At 57.7% G+C, this 15,172-nt stretch carries 6 protein-coding genes; 3 read left to right on the top strand and 3 right to left on the bottom strand.

The features are described from left to right. Positions 1–8 precede the first annotated feature (8 nt). Genes NF676_RS17020 through NF676_RS17010 form a run of 3 tightly spaced genes read left to right on the top strand, consistent with a single transcriptional unit; the run spans position 9 to position 2,882 of the window. The gene (locus tag NF676_RS17020) at positions 9–809 is read left to right on the top strand and encodes a carbohydrate ABC transporter permease (RefSeq protein WP_024013421.1); all 801 of its coding nucleotides are present in this window, start codon (positions 9–11) and stop codon (positions 807–809) included. 10 nt (positions 810–819) lie between these two features. After that, positions 820–1,092, top strand: coding sequence for a DUF2160 domain-containing protein (locus NF676_RS17015; protein ID WP_038861868.1), 273 nt, complete (start codon positions 820–822; stop codon positions 1,090–1,092). A 47-nt stretch (positions 1,093–1,139) separates the two neighbouring features. Then, positions 1,140–2,882 (top strand): ABC transporter substrate-binding protein, encoded by a 1,743-nt coding sequence (locus NF676_RS17010; protein WP_016775286.1) that lies wholly within the window; start codon positions 1,140–1,142, stop codon positions 2,880–2,882. A 154-nt stretch (positions 2,883–3,036) separates the two neighbouring features. Here NF676_RS17010 and NF676_RS17005 read toward each other — a convergent pair whose 3' ends face one another. Genes NF676_RS17005 through NF676_RS16995 form a run of 3 tightly spaced genes read right to left on the bottom strand, consistent with a single transcriptional unit; the run spans position 3,037 to position 15,169 of the window. After that, entirely contained in the window at positions 3,037–5,715 is a 2,679-nt protein-coding gene (locus NF676_RS17005; protein ID WP_252886430.1) for an RHS repeat domain-containing protein, read from the bottom strand. After that, positions 5,712–10,322, bottom strand: a complete 4,611-nt coding sequence (locus NF676_RS17000) for a SpvB/TcaC N-terminal domain-containing protein (protein ID WP_252886429.1) — start codon at positions 10,320–10,322, stop codon at positions 5,712–5,714. Before NF676_RS17000 ends, NF676_RS17005 begins: the two co-directional genes overlap by 4 nt. Further along, entirely contained in the window at positions 10,319–15,169 is a 4,851-nt protein-coding gene (locus tag NF676_RS16995) for a Tc toxin subunit A-related protein (protein WP_252886428.1), read from the bottom strand. The genes NF676_RS17000 and NF676_RS16995 overlap by 4 nt, the downstream gene beginning before the upstream one ends. Positions 15,170–15,172 lie beyond the last annotated feature (3 nt).

Here is a 15,172-nt window from a genome sequence, read left to right as displayed (position 1 = left end):
GCCCGGCCATGAGCAAGAAAAAGCTTATTCCGTTGCTGGTCTACATCCTGTTTCTGCTGGTGCCGATCTACTGGCTGCTGAACATGTCGTTCAAGAGCAACACCGAAATCCTCGGCGGCCTGACGCTTTTCCCACAGGACTTCACGCTGGCGAACTACAAGGTGATCTTCACTGATCCGAGCTGGTACACCGGCTACTTGAACTCGCTGTATTACGTCAGCCTCAACACGGTGATTTCCCTGAGCGTGGCGTTACCGGCGGCTTACGCGTTTTCACGCTATCGTTTCCTCGGCGACAAGCATCTGTTCTTCTGGCTGCTGACCAATCGCATGGCGCCGCCGGCGGTGTTCTTGCTGCCGTTCTTCCAGTTGTATTCGTCGATCGGCCTTTTCGACACGCATATCGCCGTGGCTTTGGCGCACTGCCTGTTCAACGTGCCGCTGGCGGTGTGGATTCTCGAAGGTTTCATGTCCGGCGTGCCCAAGGAGATCGACGAAACGGCCTACATCGACGGCTACAGTTTCCCTAAGTTCTTCGTGAAGATTTTCATCCCGTTGATCGGCTCCGGTATCGGCGTCACGGCGTTTTTCTGCTTCATGTTTTCCTGGGTCGAACTGCTGCTGGCGCGCACGCTGACCTCGGTCAACGCCAAGCCGATTGCGGCAGTGATGACGCGCACGGTGTCGGCATCGGGGATCGATTGGGGCGTGCTGGCAGCGGCGGGGGTGTTGACCATCCTGCCGGGCATGCTGGTGATCTGGTTTGTGCGCAACCACGTGGCCAAGGGCTTTGCCCTCGGTCGAGTCTGAGGAGCTGATGATGGAATGGATGAGCTGGACGACACCGACCGCCGCGTTCTTCATCGGCATCGGTCTGATTCTGGTGGGCATGACCACCTGGGAATTGCGCTCGCCGAGCATTCTGCGGCGCGGGTTTTTGCCGATTGCCACCACCCGTGGCGATCGCTTGTTTATCGGTCTTCTCGGCAGCGCCTACCTGCATTTGCTGGTAATCGGCGTCACCGACTGGAGCATCTGGGTGGCGTCCGCGTTGTCCCTGGTGTGGCTGTTGGCTGTGATGCGTTGGGGCTAGTCGAATCGTTCGGCAACGCGGCTCCACAACTTAAACAGGAGGTCTCTATGTTCGATAAAAACAATAAGCTGCGACATAGCATTTCATTGGCAGCCATGCTGGCACTCAGCGGTTTGAGCGCATCTGCCTGGGCCGACGCCTACGAAGATGCTGCGAAAAAATGGATCGGCAGCGAGTTCAAGCCCTCGACCCTGACGGCCGAACAGCAGCTTGAAGAATTGAAGTGGTTCATCAAGGCCGCCGAGCCGTTTCGTGGCATGGACATCAAGGTCGTTTCCGAAACCCTGACCACCCACGAATACGAGTCCAAGGTGCTGGCCAAGGCCTTCAGCGAAATCACCGGGATCAAACTCACCCACGACCTGCTGCAGGAAGGCGACGTGGTCGAGAAAATGCAGACGGTGATGCAGTCGGACAAGAACATCTACGACGGCTGGGTCAACGACTCCGACCTGATCGGCACGCACTTTCGCTACGGCAAGACCGAATCGATCACCGACCTGATGGCCAACGAAGGCAAGAACTTCACTTCGCCGACCCTCGACATCAAGGACTTCATCGGCATCTCCTTCACCACCGCACCGGACGGCAAGATCTATCAACTGCCCGACCAGCAATTCGCCAACCTGTACTGGTTCCGCGCCGACTGGTTCGAGCGCGCCGATCTGAAAGCCAAGTTCAAGGAGAAGTACGGTTACGAGCTGGGCGTGCCGGTGAACTGGTCGGCCTATGAAGACATCGCCAAATTCTTCAGCGAAGACGTCAAGGAAATCGACGGCAAACGCGTCTACGGCCACATGGATTACGGCAAGAAAGACCCGTCGCTGGGCTGGCGCTTCACCGATGCCTGGTTCTCCATGGCCGGTGGCGGCGACAAGGGACTGCCCAACGGCTTGCCGGTGGACGAGTGGGGGATCCGCGTCGAGGACTGTCATCCCGTCGGTTCAAGCGTGACCCGTGGCGGCGACACCAACGGCCCGGCGGCCGTGTTTGCCACCACCAAATACGTCGACTGGCTGAAGAAATATGCGCCACCGGAAGCGGCCGGCATGACTTTCTCCGAGTCCGGCCCGGTGCCCTCGCAGGGCAACATCGCCCAGCAGATTTTCTGGTACACCGCGTTCACCGCCGACATGACCAAACCCGGCCTGCCGGTGGTCAACGCCGACGGCACGCCGAAATGGCGCATGGCGCCGTCGCCTAAAGGCCCGTATTGGGAAGAGGGCATGAAGCTCGGCTATCAGGATGTGGGGTCGTGGACATTCATGAAATCCACGCCTGAGAAACAGAAACTCGCGGCGTGGCTGTACGCGCAGTTCGTGACCTCGAAAACTGTTTCGCTGAAGAAAACCATCGTCGGTCTGACACCTATTCGCGAGTCGGACATCAACTCGCAGGCGATGACCGATCTGGCGCCGAAACTCGGTGGTCTGGTCGAGTTCTATCGCAGCCCGGCCCGCGTGCAATGGTCGCCGACCGGCACCAACGTGCCGGACTACCCGCGTCTGGCGCAACTGTGGTGGAGCCATATCGCCGAAGCCGCCAGCGGCGAGAAGACCCCACAACAAGCGCTCGATGGCCTGGCCAAGGATCAGGACCGCATCATGGAACGCCTCGAACGCTCCAAGGCCCAGGCCACTTGCGCACCGAAGATGAACCCGGAACGCGATGCGCAATACTGGTTCGATCAACCGGGCGCACCGAAGCCGAAACTGGCTAACGAGAAGCCGAAGGGTGAAACGGTGAGCTATAGCGAACTGCTGAAATCCTGGGCGGATGCGCGTAAATGATGTTGGAAATGTAAGAAGCGAACGGCACCGGAAGGTGCCGTTTGCTTTTCTCCCCCTTCACTTGAATCGACAGCGGCCTGGCTCCCATATGTATTGTAATGCACGCATTTCGCATACACCTCAATGTCCCTTCAAGGGCTTGAGGGAATGGAAGTCAGCGTTTCACGTTGCGAGCAAATTGAGTCAGCAACTGTTTTTTACTTCGCTCGTATGAGTCTATCGTGTACTGGGCAAGCTCAAAGGGGAACGGCTGCATGTCGACGGGGTAAACTTTAGTATCTCTCTCCGACCAGAGGAAATTATGGTCCTGTACATCCTGGTGATATAGGTCCTTTGCTTCCATTTCATTAAACATCTCCAAAAGTGCATTGGCGCCGCTTGCCGGAATGGAACCTTTCTTGATGTCGCCGAGGGGGATGCCATCGAGTTTTATCATCTTGAGGTAACTCTGATTGTCTTCAATAAGTGCCGTCGCCGAGCCTGCTCCATAGTAAGCATTGAAACCCTCGGCTTCGGTTTTTACATACCCCGGAATACTGTTTCGCTTGTCGGCTCCTCTGAACTTTTTATAGACATGTTTTCCGTCGGCGCTTTCGTATATTTCTCCTTCGCCCCCGCCGCCTATAGCAGGGCGACCACCAATATCATCTGCAATCGACGTTGGCTTGTTCTTCAGCGAAGAATCGGTCAATTGCACTTTCTCCATCAACACTTCGATGGAGTGGCTTGCGCTCGCTACTTCTGGAGACAATGGTGGTGTATCAGGAAATCCAAATCTCGTGCTTTCGTTAATTACAGAGTTTGCTGAAAATGGCGTTGATGATTGCGGCGAAGGCGAAGATCCGATGGTCGCTTGAGTCGGGTACTCCTCATTGACGCCTTCACGAATTCGCCCATCAGTATCGAAGTAGGCCAACGGATTGCCTTTCACCATGCTGAACAGATTCAGACCATCAATCGCCCCGGACGGATCCGGATTCAACCATCGCTGCCAACCCGCCACGTAATACCTGAACCCGTAATAATAAAGCCCGGTCGCATCCCGCTCTTTGCCTGAATAGCGCAGCGTTTTATAGCTTGTCTCGATTTCGCTGCGCCCGGCAAACCACGCGGTGGTGCCGAAAGGGTGGTATCGCTCCTGACTGATGAGCTTGCCCGTGGCGTCGAGTTCCAGGGTGCAGGAACCCAAATGGTCGTTGAGGCTGTAACGCGCTTGATCGTTGTCGATGCCTTGGGGCGGTTCGGATTCCCAGTGCAACACCTGCACGCTGCTGCGCCCGGCCTGGACACTGATCACCTGCAGTATTTCTCCCGTACCACTGTGGGTACGGATTTGCAGATTCGGCAGATAACGCACTTCGTTCATCAGCGTTTTAGCGTTGGTCTGCATCAGCCGCACTTTGCGCACGCGCATGCCGTCTGCGGCGTATCGGTATTGCTCGTTATCAGCCGAACGGTCTTCACGCAAAACCAGCCGGACTTCACGCAATCGGTTACGCAAGTCCCAGTTGAAAGTCTGTCCTGGTTGCAGGCCAAGCAGATTGCCATTGGCATCGAAGCCGTTGCGCAAATCTTCCTCGCCCGGGTCCATGCCATCGCGCACCGGCAAGCAGCGGTTACTGTGCTTGGCGGCGACCAGGCGGTGACCGTGGCCTTGTGGGCCGTCGTGGATCAATTTGAGCAAATTGCCACCGCAGTCATAGTGATAGGTCTGGGTGTAATTGGCGATCGCTGCAGGATCTGCCAGTGAAAACTTCGATGTCTGACCGGCCTCCCAACCCGTGGCCTCGATCAACTGATCGAGACTGTCATAACGGTAGCGGTTGACCGGTTCGATGCGCTGGTTGGCAAAGTATCGAATCGGGAGGGCGGCGTCTTCAATACTCAACACGTTGCCTACCGGGTCGTAGACATAACGCAGGTCTTGCAGGATGTCATTGCCGCGCTGGCTTTGCAGACTGATCAGCCTGCCATCCTCGGCGGCGTAGTCCAATGTGGTGATCACTCCGTTGTCAGCGGTTTCCCGAAGGGTATGTCCTTGGGCATCGTACTGGATGGCGCCGACCAGGGTTTTCGGCGCGGAGCCCATCAATTGCAGTCGAACGTCTCGCAACTGGCCGTCCAGGGTCTGGCTGAAAAGCTGTCGGTGTCCTCTGGCGTCGATTTGTTCGATGGTTTCCGAGAGCGGGTTGAAACGCGAGTAGCTCGTGGCGGCAGGCGCGTCTTCGAGCAATTTGTCACGCTCGCTGAGCGATACCGGCCAGTCAGGAGGGTCGAGTGAGCGCAGAAAGCGTCGAGACTGCGCGATGATTCCACCGGTCAATCCGAACTGTTCGAACAACTGCGTGCCGGCCGGATCATCGAGGCGGATGATCTGTCCGCACTGATTCCGCGTGGCAAATGTCGGATTGCTGCCGGCATAACCATATCGCTCCGTGCACAAAGGTTTTCCGTCATCGGCGTGTTCGAACACAGCCAGTGGTCGCAGCTGTTCGTCATACTCGATGCTGCGCACGCTACCCCGGCCATCCCAACCGTGCAGCGGTTGACGCGCCTCGCCCCACAGACTGACGTGCCATCCGGCATCGACGCTGAGCGTGATCAGCACCTGACCGGTCAGTGAGTAAACCGTCCTGAGATTGGCGGGGGCTGATGCGTCGGCGAACAATCGTGGATCGCGCTGCGCCACCCGTCGCCCGGCAACGTCATGCTGAACCGCGGTGATGCGCGCTTCAGATTCGCTGCCATCTTCGCGCCAGTAGGCAACCTGCCGCACCGGTAAGCCTCGGGCATCAGTGACGCTAAGATGCGGTGTCTGCGCATGCTTGCTCACCTTCCTGTCCACCAGTTGCGTCGCCGTTGTTCCGGTGGCGGGTCGAACAGGTCATTTTCGTCGAAGGCGACGTTACACCAGATCCAGTACCAGACTTCCCGGCGTAGGGGTTTGAGCGTCGGTGGATTGCCTTGCAGCATTTGCTTCGCCAGCACGGTTGCGGTCGGTCGGCCCACCGCGTCGTAGAACTGCTGGTCGTGAAAAGCATGCTTGCGCATCGAGCGATCATTGATGTAGCGCGGTTGATCGGCGAAGTAGGGCCGGTAAATCCGCACAGTCTGGCCTTTGTTGTTGTATTCCACTGGCTCGCTGACACGCCAGCGTCGCTGGGCCTGGGCGTCTATTGGTTTGCCATTGTCGTCGAGGACCAACTCACCGTTGTCATCGACCTGCCAGGCCACGCCCGGGGGGACCTCATGTTTGGTTTGCAGAGTGCGGCCGAAACCGTCCAGGCAAGCAATGCTGACTCGCACTTGCAGATCGGGATCAAGCGGATAGCGGTCGGCCACCAGAGAGACGGCATACACGGGCTCACGCTGTGCATTATCGATTTGCTGCTGGAGTTCGGTTTCATTCCGATCGGGATTTTCCACAGCGGCAAGGTACTGTCGGGCGCGATCGCAAATGTGTCCTTCGGGCAGAATGTAGCCTTGGCTTTTCGCCCAGTCCCACCACTCTTGGGAGCGTGAGGACGTGCGGGAGATGCAACCCATCCAACTGAACGTATCCCAGAAAGCGGCATGGGCGAAGTTGCCAATGGCTTGTTTCGGATCGGCGATGGCAATGGCCGGGTCGCGGTCTGCCGGCGGGACGTAGGTTTGCAGCGGGTCAAAACCCACCGGTTCTCCAAGTTCGGTGCCGTGGAAACTGCTCACCAGCGGCTCGCCGAAAGCGTTGTAGCGCGCTTCCTGCAGGTTGCGGTTGGCATCTTCAATGGCCGCAGGGAGGAAGGTGCGGTAGTCCACGTCGAGGCTGCGGGTAGTGCAGCCGTCCGGTAAGGTCACAGCGGTTGTCACACACCAATACGCGTCATAGGTAATCAGGGTTTCGCCGTGACTGCGGGTTTCACGGTATTTCTGCACGTTATGAAAGCCGTCTAGCGTGTGGTAGGTGGGAAAACCTCTGTGCACTGACCACAGATAGTTCTTCGCATCGTCAGGATCATCGATCGGACCGTGGTCTTGCTCGGGCAGGAACAGCGGCATGATGTGGTAACCGACCTCCTGCGATTCGAGTTTCTCTTTCAGGTTGAAGGGTAATTGGCCATCGACCTCGAGTTTGTCATATGCGCTGAGGGCGACGGCGTCCAGTTCGGCCGTCTCCATGTAGGCGGGCAAACCCTCGAAAGTCGCGTCGCCCGGATCCAGCGTTGCACCGCTGCGAGGGTCGATGTAGCGCTGCAGCGTCAATGCAGACAACACTGCTTGCTGCGCCCATTCGCCATCCTCGCGGGCCATTAGCAAAATATGTTCATGGTGGATCGTTGCGGCACTCAGCGCCGCTTTTTCCAGCACCAGCGAATTGCTGCGCAAGCGGCAGGGCAATCCAAGGCGCCAGGCCTCGTCATTGGGCAAATGAATCGATTCTGACCGGAGCTGCGTCAGGTACCATTTTTGTTGCGCATCGTCATGAGCATCCTTCCACCAGTTCTGCTGATGCTCTTCAGTGAACGGCGGCGCATCGCTGCTGATTTTGCGTCGCGCGTAGTTCACCGTGAAAGCATGCACCACACGGCCGTAGGGGTCCCATTCCAGATTCAACTGGTGCTGGCACATCGGATCGTCGGCAATTGCCGGTTCGTACTGATAACTGATGGATTCCGCGTCCAGGGGCAAGATCACTGCATAAGGCTGGTACTTGCCTTTGGGGCGCAGCACCCGTGCACCATAGCGATGTTCCTGGACCACATAGGGGACTGCGGTCGCCGCGTCGTCACCGGCGGCGAACACTTCCGAGCGCATCACTCGGCCGCTCAGGGTGCGGGCGATCTCTCGCGCAGTCTCCTCATCGGCTTCGGTGAAAGGTTGCGCGATGCGATCATTGAAGTGATAGAGCTGCAGCAGTGTGGGTTTGAGATCGACCGCATCATCGTCACGGCTGTAATAACCGGTTCTTGACGGGTCGATGGTTTCGCCTGTGTGAAACCAGGTCTTGCTGAGAATCGGCGCGGTGAACTCGGTTGCTGACGCTTCGGTGTCGCTTTGCAGTAGCAGGCGAAAACCACGGAATTCGCGCTCGAAACGGTCGTAATAACCGCCGCGATAGCTGAAGAGCTGTGTCAGTGCGTTGCCGGTGATCTCATCATTTTGGATTTGCTCGTGTACCAGGTGCATGGCCATTAGTAGACCGGACACTGGATTTTCAACACCGGCTGCCTGTTGCTCACGTTTTTCATCCAGCCATTCCTGCGCCGAACTGCGGTAATTCACGCTGGCGCTGCAACCCATGTTGTTGCAGCTTCTGTTGAGGAGATAGGGTTTGGCGTCGACGAAATCGTAACGCCAGTGTCTGGGCGACATGTGCGGCAATGTCACCACCAGGCTCGAGCAGCCCAGGCCTTGCAGATCTGCGCTGGTGACCTGCCAGAGCGCGTCATGGGCGAGGCCCTCAGGCCAGGGAAGATCAATGGATGTCTGGGCGAAACCGCTGCCGGCATGGTTCATGAAAATACGCAGGCGCTCGGCTTCCATGTAGATCAGGTCAGCCGCACCCGAGCCGTCGAGATCCGCCAGCAAGACCCGTGAGGCGTTGAATTCATCGTAGGCAAAGGGCAGGGTGCACAGCACAAAGCCTTTGCCGAAACGACCATGTCCCAAATTCGGCCAGCACTTGACTTCGTTATGACGGATCCGCACCAGATGTTGCTGACCGCTGCCGATGAGATCGGCGAATGCAACGATTTCGCTCGGTGTATTGCTCAGCACAGGCAGCTCATCATCATCGCCTGCGGCGGTTTTTTCCGCATGCGGCACGTCGACGGCCTCGGCGAAGCCAGCCGCGCGACGATTGGCATACAAACGCACGCTGCGCGGGCCGACCAGCGTCAGGTCGCTCAGGCCGTCACCCAGCAAGTCGGCGATCTGCGCCATCGGGTGGGAAAATTCGCCGGGAAATGCATCGAAGGGCACGAACCCTGACCAGTTGCGGTCTGGGTCGAGGGTGAAAAATCCGCACATGCCCGGCGCGGCGAGCACCCAGTCGAGCTTGCCGTCGCCGGTCAGATCGGTAAGCGACTGATGCACGGGTTTGCCGGCGTCGGACATCGGCACGCCTTCAAGAAGTTTCCACTCGCTGTACTCGACCTGGTCGCTGCCGGTCTCTGCGCGCAACGGCTCGCGGTAATACCAGCCGTGGTCATAACGGCAGAGCACACCCGCCAGGCCCTCACCGTACAGGTCAACCAACTGATATTGATGACCATCGTCGAGGCCGGGCATGGCCGTGAATTCTTTCCAGCCTTGCGGCTGCGGGGCGAGGTCGAACGTGTTGTAGCTGAACTCCATGGGCGGTCGGCTTTCGATCTGGCCGAGGCCGTCATAGGCCTGCTGATGCGCCGCGCTCAGATGGCTGTAACCCAGTGGGCTGAGGCGATATTGCAGGAGCAGGCGCTGCACCAGAACCGGATGGTCACCCAACTCTTTGGGGAAGTGATGAAACATCAGCACTTGTCGACACAGGCGTCGGTTGCCCAGCTCGAAACCGTAGGCGTAGATCCAGTAAGGGTCGCTGCGCTCGGCCCATGGCTGTTGCTCTTCAAACGTTGGCACTTGTTCCAGATCGCTGCTGCGTTCGCCATAGTCGAACACCAGTTGAAAGTGCCACAACTGTTTTTCCCGGCTACCGCTGTCCCAGGCATACAGGTGCGCTGAGGCTTTTTCGTTGCCATAACACACGCGTTTGAGATAGCGCTGAGCGCGATAGTCGCGATACTGCGGAGCGACTGGCAGTTCGGTTTCCGCCTTGTATTCGTAGATGATGTGTTCGCCGCGGGTATTGAGGCTTTCGTCGATCATCCAGACGCCGACGCGCTGCGGGTCGGCAGGGTCGGCCCGGCGTGAATTGGCGGTGGTGCCATAGATATGCAGGCTGCCGTCGGCACCGTGAATCAGCCAGAAACCGGCTTTGTCGGTCTCGTTCGACCAATGTTCGATCAAGGCGAATGCACCCTCGACCCGTGGCCAGTGGCGAACGACGTCATACGCTGTCGTCAGGGGCAAGCCGTTGTATTGCTCAGTGGTGCGGAAGATCAATTCACCGGTGCTTTCATTGCGCTCGGGCAGCCATACATCACCGTCAGGCCCCACGACCTGGTCAGTGCCGTCATAAGTCGGCACGCCATTGACCGTGCGCAGGGTCACCGCGTCAACCGTCAACTGCCAGCCAATCCCGCAGGAACTGTTGCCCGTGCCACTGCTATAGCCCAGACCCAATGGCGGGACAAAACCGCGTCCGGTGGAAATCGGCAACGACAGTTCCAGCGACGCAGTGCCTTTGGTACCCACGCCGGCCGATCCCTTGCCAATACTCTGGATGGCGCCGCCGCCCTTGGGCAGGCTCGGTGTGTTGATCTGCATTGTCGACTGTTGCGGCGGCGGCTGTTCGTTCATAGCGAACCGCCTTCGCATCTCGCGGTGTAGCACACATGCAGGATGATGTCGGGCAAGCGCTGGAGTATGTGCTCCTGACCCTTGGGAAACGTCAGGATCCAGCGTGAAATCGCGCCGGTGTATTCGAATGGCAGATAGCGTTCGTCCTGGAAGTTGAGCTGAAACATGCCGTTGTCTTCCAGCGAACTCGACAGGGCGATCTGTTGACTGGATCGCAGGTTTTCTTTGACGCTGCTGCCGATCGTGGGGGCCATTTCAACTTTGCTGTAGGTCTGTTTCAGCACCGCCCGAATATCTTGATAAGGCCCGAGCACGGCCGGTAGCGTCACGCTTATAGTCTTGATCCGGCGCAGGTAATGATTTTGCCCGGCGTAATCATCGTCGAACATTTGCTGAGTCAGTTCCAATTCACACGTGCCGTTGTCCATCAGCGATTGCTTGATCTGTGCCCACGGTTTATTGATGGTTGAACTCGGGTCCTTGCCGGTCAAATCCTTCAGTGACACGGTTTTCCTGATTTCCAGATCGCGGCGGTTGTGCTGCACGTACTGGCTGTACATCTGTTGCAGGCTCATCTTCAACTCTTCCCCGGCACCGAGGCCGCGGTACGTGGCATTCCACGCGCCGGGATGGACAAAGGTTCGGGTGAAATCGCCCATTTCGTATTGCCAGCAGGCCTCAGCGGCCTGGCATAGCGATTGTGCGTTGGTGAAGGCGGTATGGTAGAAACCGGCGAATTTGCTGTTGAGCCAGTCGTAGGTCTGCGATCGGCTGAAACGATTGCTGCTCAGCAGGAAATCGTGGGTGGCCTTGGCCTGGTTGAGTGCTGCTCGCGCCTGGCGCAGTTGCAGTTGCGTGGCTTTATGTTGTTCGTCGGAGACGGCAAGCTGGGCCTTGATTTGCTCGGCTTCGAGTTTTGCCTGGTCGCGGGCCTGGGTCCATTCCTGGGCGCGGCGCCGGTATTGTTCGATGCGATCCATGGTTTGGCTTGCGCCATACGCAACGTGTGAAAACGCTTGCATATGGGCCGCGAAGCCGTTGGCAGCACCTTCCAGGCGTGCGCCACCGGCCGCCATGCCAAATATGTTCGGTGCTACAGTCATTGCCTGGCCGATTCCGTGGGCAATCGTCGCTCCGGTCTGGCCGAGACTTCCCAGCAGGTAAGAAGCTCCCGCGCCGATTTCCAAGGTGCTGACACCGTCTTTCAGCAATTTCTCGTAATAACTCACTCGGTCCAGAATGGTGTCCTGACTCGCCAGCAACGCCTCCTTGTTTTTTTCATCAATCTTCTCGGCCTGAACCTGTATTTGCACCGCCATCTCCGCGAGGTTCCACGCCTGCTGCTGTTGCAATTCCAGGTACTGCGCCTGCTCCTTGCGTTCGATCAGCGACAGTAGCGTGGCGCCGAACGCGATCACGCTGTCCACCGCGTTCTGCGCGAGTGCGAACATGAAACTGAAGCGACAATGGGGAATCTGCGGGTTCAACAAGCGGCTGAGTGCTGCCCCGGACAAGCCTTGGCCCCAAGCGGCGAGCAGTGCGCGCGGATCCAGCGGCGTGGCGAATAACGGCAGGTTCAGCGGAGCGCCGGCCATATCGAGGTTATGTCGCAGGTTAAACAAGCGGCTTTCGGCTCGATCCCAGTGCATGATCAGTTCGGGGTTGAAGGGCCGACGGAAATACTCAGTGTCCGCGCTCGCCAGTAGCGGGTCATGGCCGTCAGGCCGCAGACACAATAGTGGTGCAGGCTGCGAAGCCGGGGCCCTGCCGATACGCAAAGGTGGCTGTTGTTGCAGCTGCTGGTGCGCGCTGATCAGGCGCTGTTCGAATTGACGCAGTTGCACATTCTTCGACGAACTCAATTCGTCGAGCGTGAGCGGCAACCATTCGTCGATCTGGCGTACATCCGGGCGCGGTCCCAGCAGATCCATGATGTGGACGTAGCGCATCTTGGCTTCAGCCAGGCCGTCCGGCGTCAACTCTGCATACGCCAGATCAGCTTGGCGGCTTTCGATCTCGATAAACAGTTTCCACAGCGCCTTGCGAAAGTGCACCGGAAAACTCAAGGCAATCTGATGCGGATCGTCCGGGTACAGAATGGCCAGGCTGGGGTCGACCGGACCGGGCCATACCGGCTCTTCCAACGGTACGGCCTGCCAGTAACCGGGGTGTCCCGGGTCCGCGCTTTGTCGTGTCGGGTCAAACAGATACGCAAGCCACTGTTTCGCTTCGTCGTACTGCTGCTCTTCGTTCAAGCGGTAGGCCACCAGCCAGGGCAGGTACAGGAACAGTTCCAGGAAATACAGGTAGTAAGCGCCCGAGAAATCCATGGCTTGCGATCCCTGACCGTCCGGGATAGGTGGTTCTGTGTGCTGGGTCTGGGTTTCCCAGCTCAGCAGAGGTTCCATGCCGCCTTCGGCAAGGTTGATCAGTTGCCGGGCGAAGGTGGTGTTCATGCGCACAGCGGCCCGACGTGATCCTTCGGGTTCCTGCCCGTCGCTCAACTCGATGCCGGAGCCGCTGAAGTCAATGAATTGCGCCTTGCCCAAAGAAGGGCTGTCCCCCAGAGACGGGTCGATCATGCTGTTGATGCTGGGCGCTATTTGCAAGTTTGAGGGAGGCACTTCTGCCCATTCAACGGTCAGCGCCTTGAGTGCTCCGCCAATCAGCGTGGTTGCCAAGGAGCCTGCGTGATAAACCAGAACACCATAGATCAGCGGGATTTTCAGTTCCTTTGGATCCTCAGGCCACTCCACTGGCCAGCCGTCGGGCTGGAGGGTGGATTGATCGACCGAAAACGAATAAGTCAGCGAGGAGTCCTTCGACAGGCTATTGACGATGGCTGTAGACGCCAGCTTGCGCATTGCGCTGAATGTTTCAGGCGGCTTTGTTGACAGAACATTCAGCGGGTGTGCGATGAAAAACTGGTAGCCCACGCTGCTGTTATAGCGCCCTGCTGAAGGATGAAGATCGATTTCATTGTGATCGGTGGTAGAACGCCAAAAGGACGTAAACAAAACCATGCTGGAGCCGATCAGTTCATAGAGCACCCTTCGATTTGCATGTTTACCTGCAAGGCACGCCGTTTCTCCTTGCTTGGTGGCGGGTACCGTAAATTCAGTCGGATTCCCGACAGGGTCGGCGATCAAGCTACGCAGCCGATCAGGGTACCCCTTGAAACAGAATGCCGTATCTGCGACATCCATGAAGTCGGTACCAACAGGTTCAATGATGGAGCCTGGAAGTAGTGGAACTTCAAGGTGATTTTCCGAAGGATCGAACACCAGCGTAACTTTGATGAGCTCCTTGTTTTCGTCGTGTTTGTCGAAGACGGAAAGTTTGAAAATCAGGAGGTTGTTGAATCCTGCCGCCAGTCTTGCGGTCAACTCGATATTGGACGCCGCCCGGTTATAGACAAAGTCGACGTCTTTCACGCTGGTCTCGATTCGCGACTGCCACCCCTGATAATCCCAGGTGGTCTTTTCGCTATCCGGTGTCTGGTACTCCACTGCACCAAACATTGGCGTGCCAGAGGGAAGCCAGTATTGGAAACGACCAGCGTTGCCATTGGCGAAAATATTGCCGATCAGCCTCACGTGGGCTTCGCCGTTCTTGAGGACCTCGACGGAGGGAGGTGAGGCCGGTCTGACCTCCGGCGCCATGCCGAATGACGGTGGCAGCGGTGTAACATTGAAGTTCTTGTCTATCTGTACCGTTCGCAGAAAATCATAGGTATCTGCATCGCCCGGAATCTCGGAAGGGACGCCCTGATAGTTCGAATACAGCATGAGCACCATCGACTCAGGTGACGTCGAGTGGTCATACACCGCAATGGTCTGGGTTTGCTCCGCAATTTCTTCCTGCGGTTTTTCGATCAGCGCTTTGGTCTGGCAGTAACTCTCGATGTAAACCCGCGGCGTGCTCCAGGTCTCGTCATATTTCTTGTAGCTGGCATATAGGCGGAACCTGGGATTGACCTTGACGCTCTGGTCGGCCTTGCCGTCAACGGGGGTCTGCATGGCGTCCGCATCCTGAAGCTCCAGCTCGGCCCAGATCACGAACAGACGATTGTTGAACCAGCACGGGCGAATGGTGTGTTCCAGCGCCTTTTCCGAAATGGGCACGTTGGCTTTTTGCCAATCCGACCAGGCATTGGGCAGCGGCTTGTCATATTTGACCGGGGTTTCGCCTGCTGCACTCGCGGGCGCTTTGACCGCGCGCTGCGACATGTCCAGTGAGCGCCAGTAATAAGCATTTTCGGCAGGGGATTTGCCGATGAAATAATAAGTACTGTTGGCAAAATCTTCTCCGTCAATGTAGCCATTGCAGATTTTCAGGTTGGCAATTTCTTCGAACCTGGCAAGGTAAGCCAGCACTGCGGTTTGTACTGTTTCGGGCTGAATCTGCGCCTGGTTGAGGTCATTCTCCAGTTGCTCGAAACTGGCGCTCTTGGTCAGGCGCAGGGTCGGGTCCAGATAGATGTCCGGGAACGTGCGCAACTGCTGGAGGGCGGGCCAGATCGAGTAGCGATTGAGGCCGTCGCGCCAGGTGCTGGTTTGCAAAGGCGTAAAGCTGTCATCGCTGTAACCGGGCTCCAGGTTCAGCATCATGCTGTTGATTTGCTGTTGGTAGCTGGCAATGGCGCAGGCCACCGGACTGGTCGGGACATCCTGGCTGACCAGTACATCCAGCAACCAGAATTCATAAAGGTCGTTGGCGGTCTTGATCGTTTGAGCCAGCCCTTGCTCGATCAGGTAGGGATCGCTGGGTATGGCTTCGTGCAGATAAAGGGCGAGCATCGCGTCACGCAGTGCTTCGTTAAGCGGCGCATCGAAGGCAGTCGTCATGAT

The sequence above is a fragment of the Pseudomonas siliginis genome (genome assembly GCF_024072275.1).
In the GTDB taxonomy this organism is placed as follows: domain Bacteria; phylum Pseudomonadota; class Gammaproteobacteria; order Pseudomonadales; family Pseudomonadaceae; genus Aquipseudomonas; species Aquipseudomonas siliginis.
This window is presented reverse-complemented; position numbering and strand designations above follow the sequence as displayed.

Excerpts from the sequence above, each read along its gene's own strand:
- NF676_RS17020 (WP_024013421.1), top strand. The coding sequence starts at position 9 with ATGAGCAAGAAAAAGCTTATTCCGTTGCTGGTCTACATCCTGTTTCTG.
- NF676_RS17015 (WP_038861868.1), top strand. The coding sequence starts at position 820 with ATGGAATGGATGAGCTGGACGACACCGACCGCCGCGTTCTTCATCGGC.
- NF676_RS17010 (WP_016775286.1), top strand. The coding sequence starts at position 1,140 with ATGTTCGATAAAAACAATAAGCTGCGACATAGCATTTCATTGGCAGCC.
- NF676_RS17000 (WP_252886429.1), bottom strand. The coding sequence starts at position 10,322 with ATGAACGAACAGCCGCCGCCGCAACAGTCGACAATGCAGATCAACACA.
- NF676_RS16995 (WP_252886428.1), bottom strand. The coding sequence starts at position 15,169 with ATGACGACTGCCTTCGATGCGCCGCTTAACGAAGCACTGCGTGACGCG.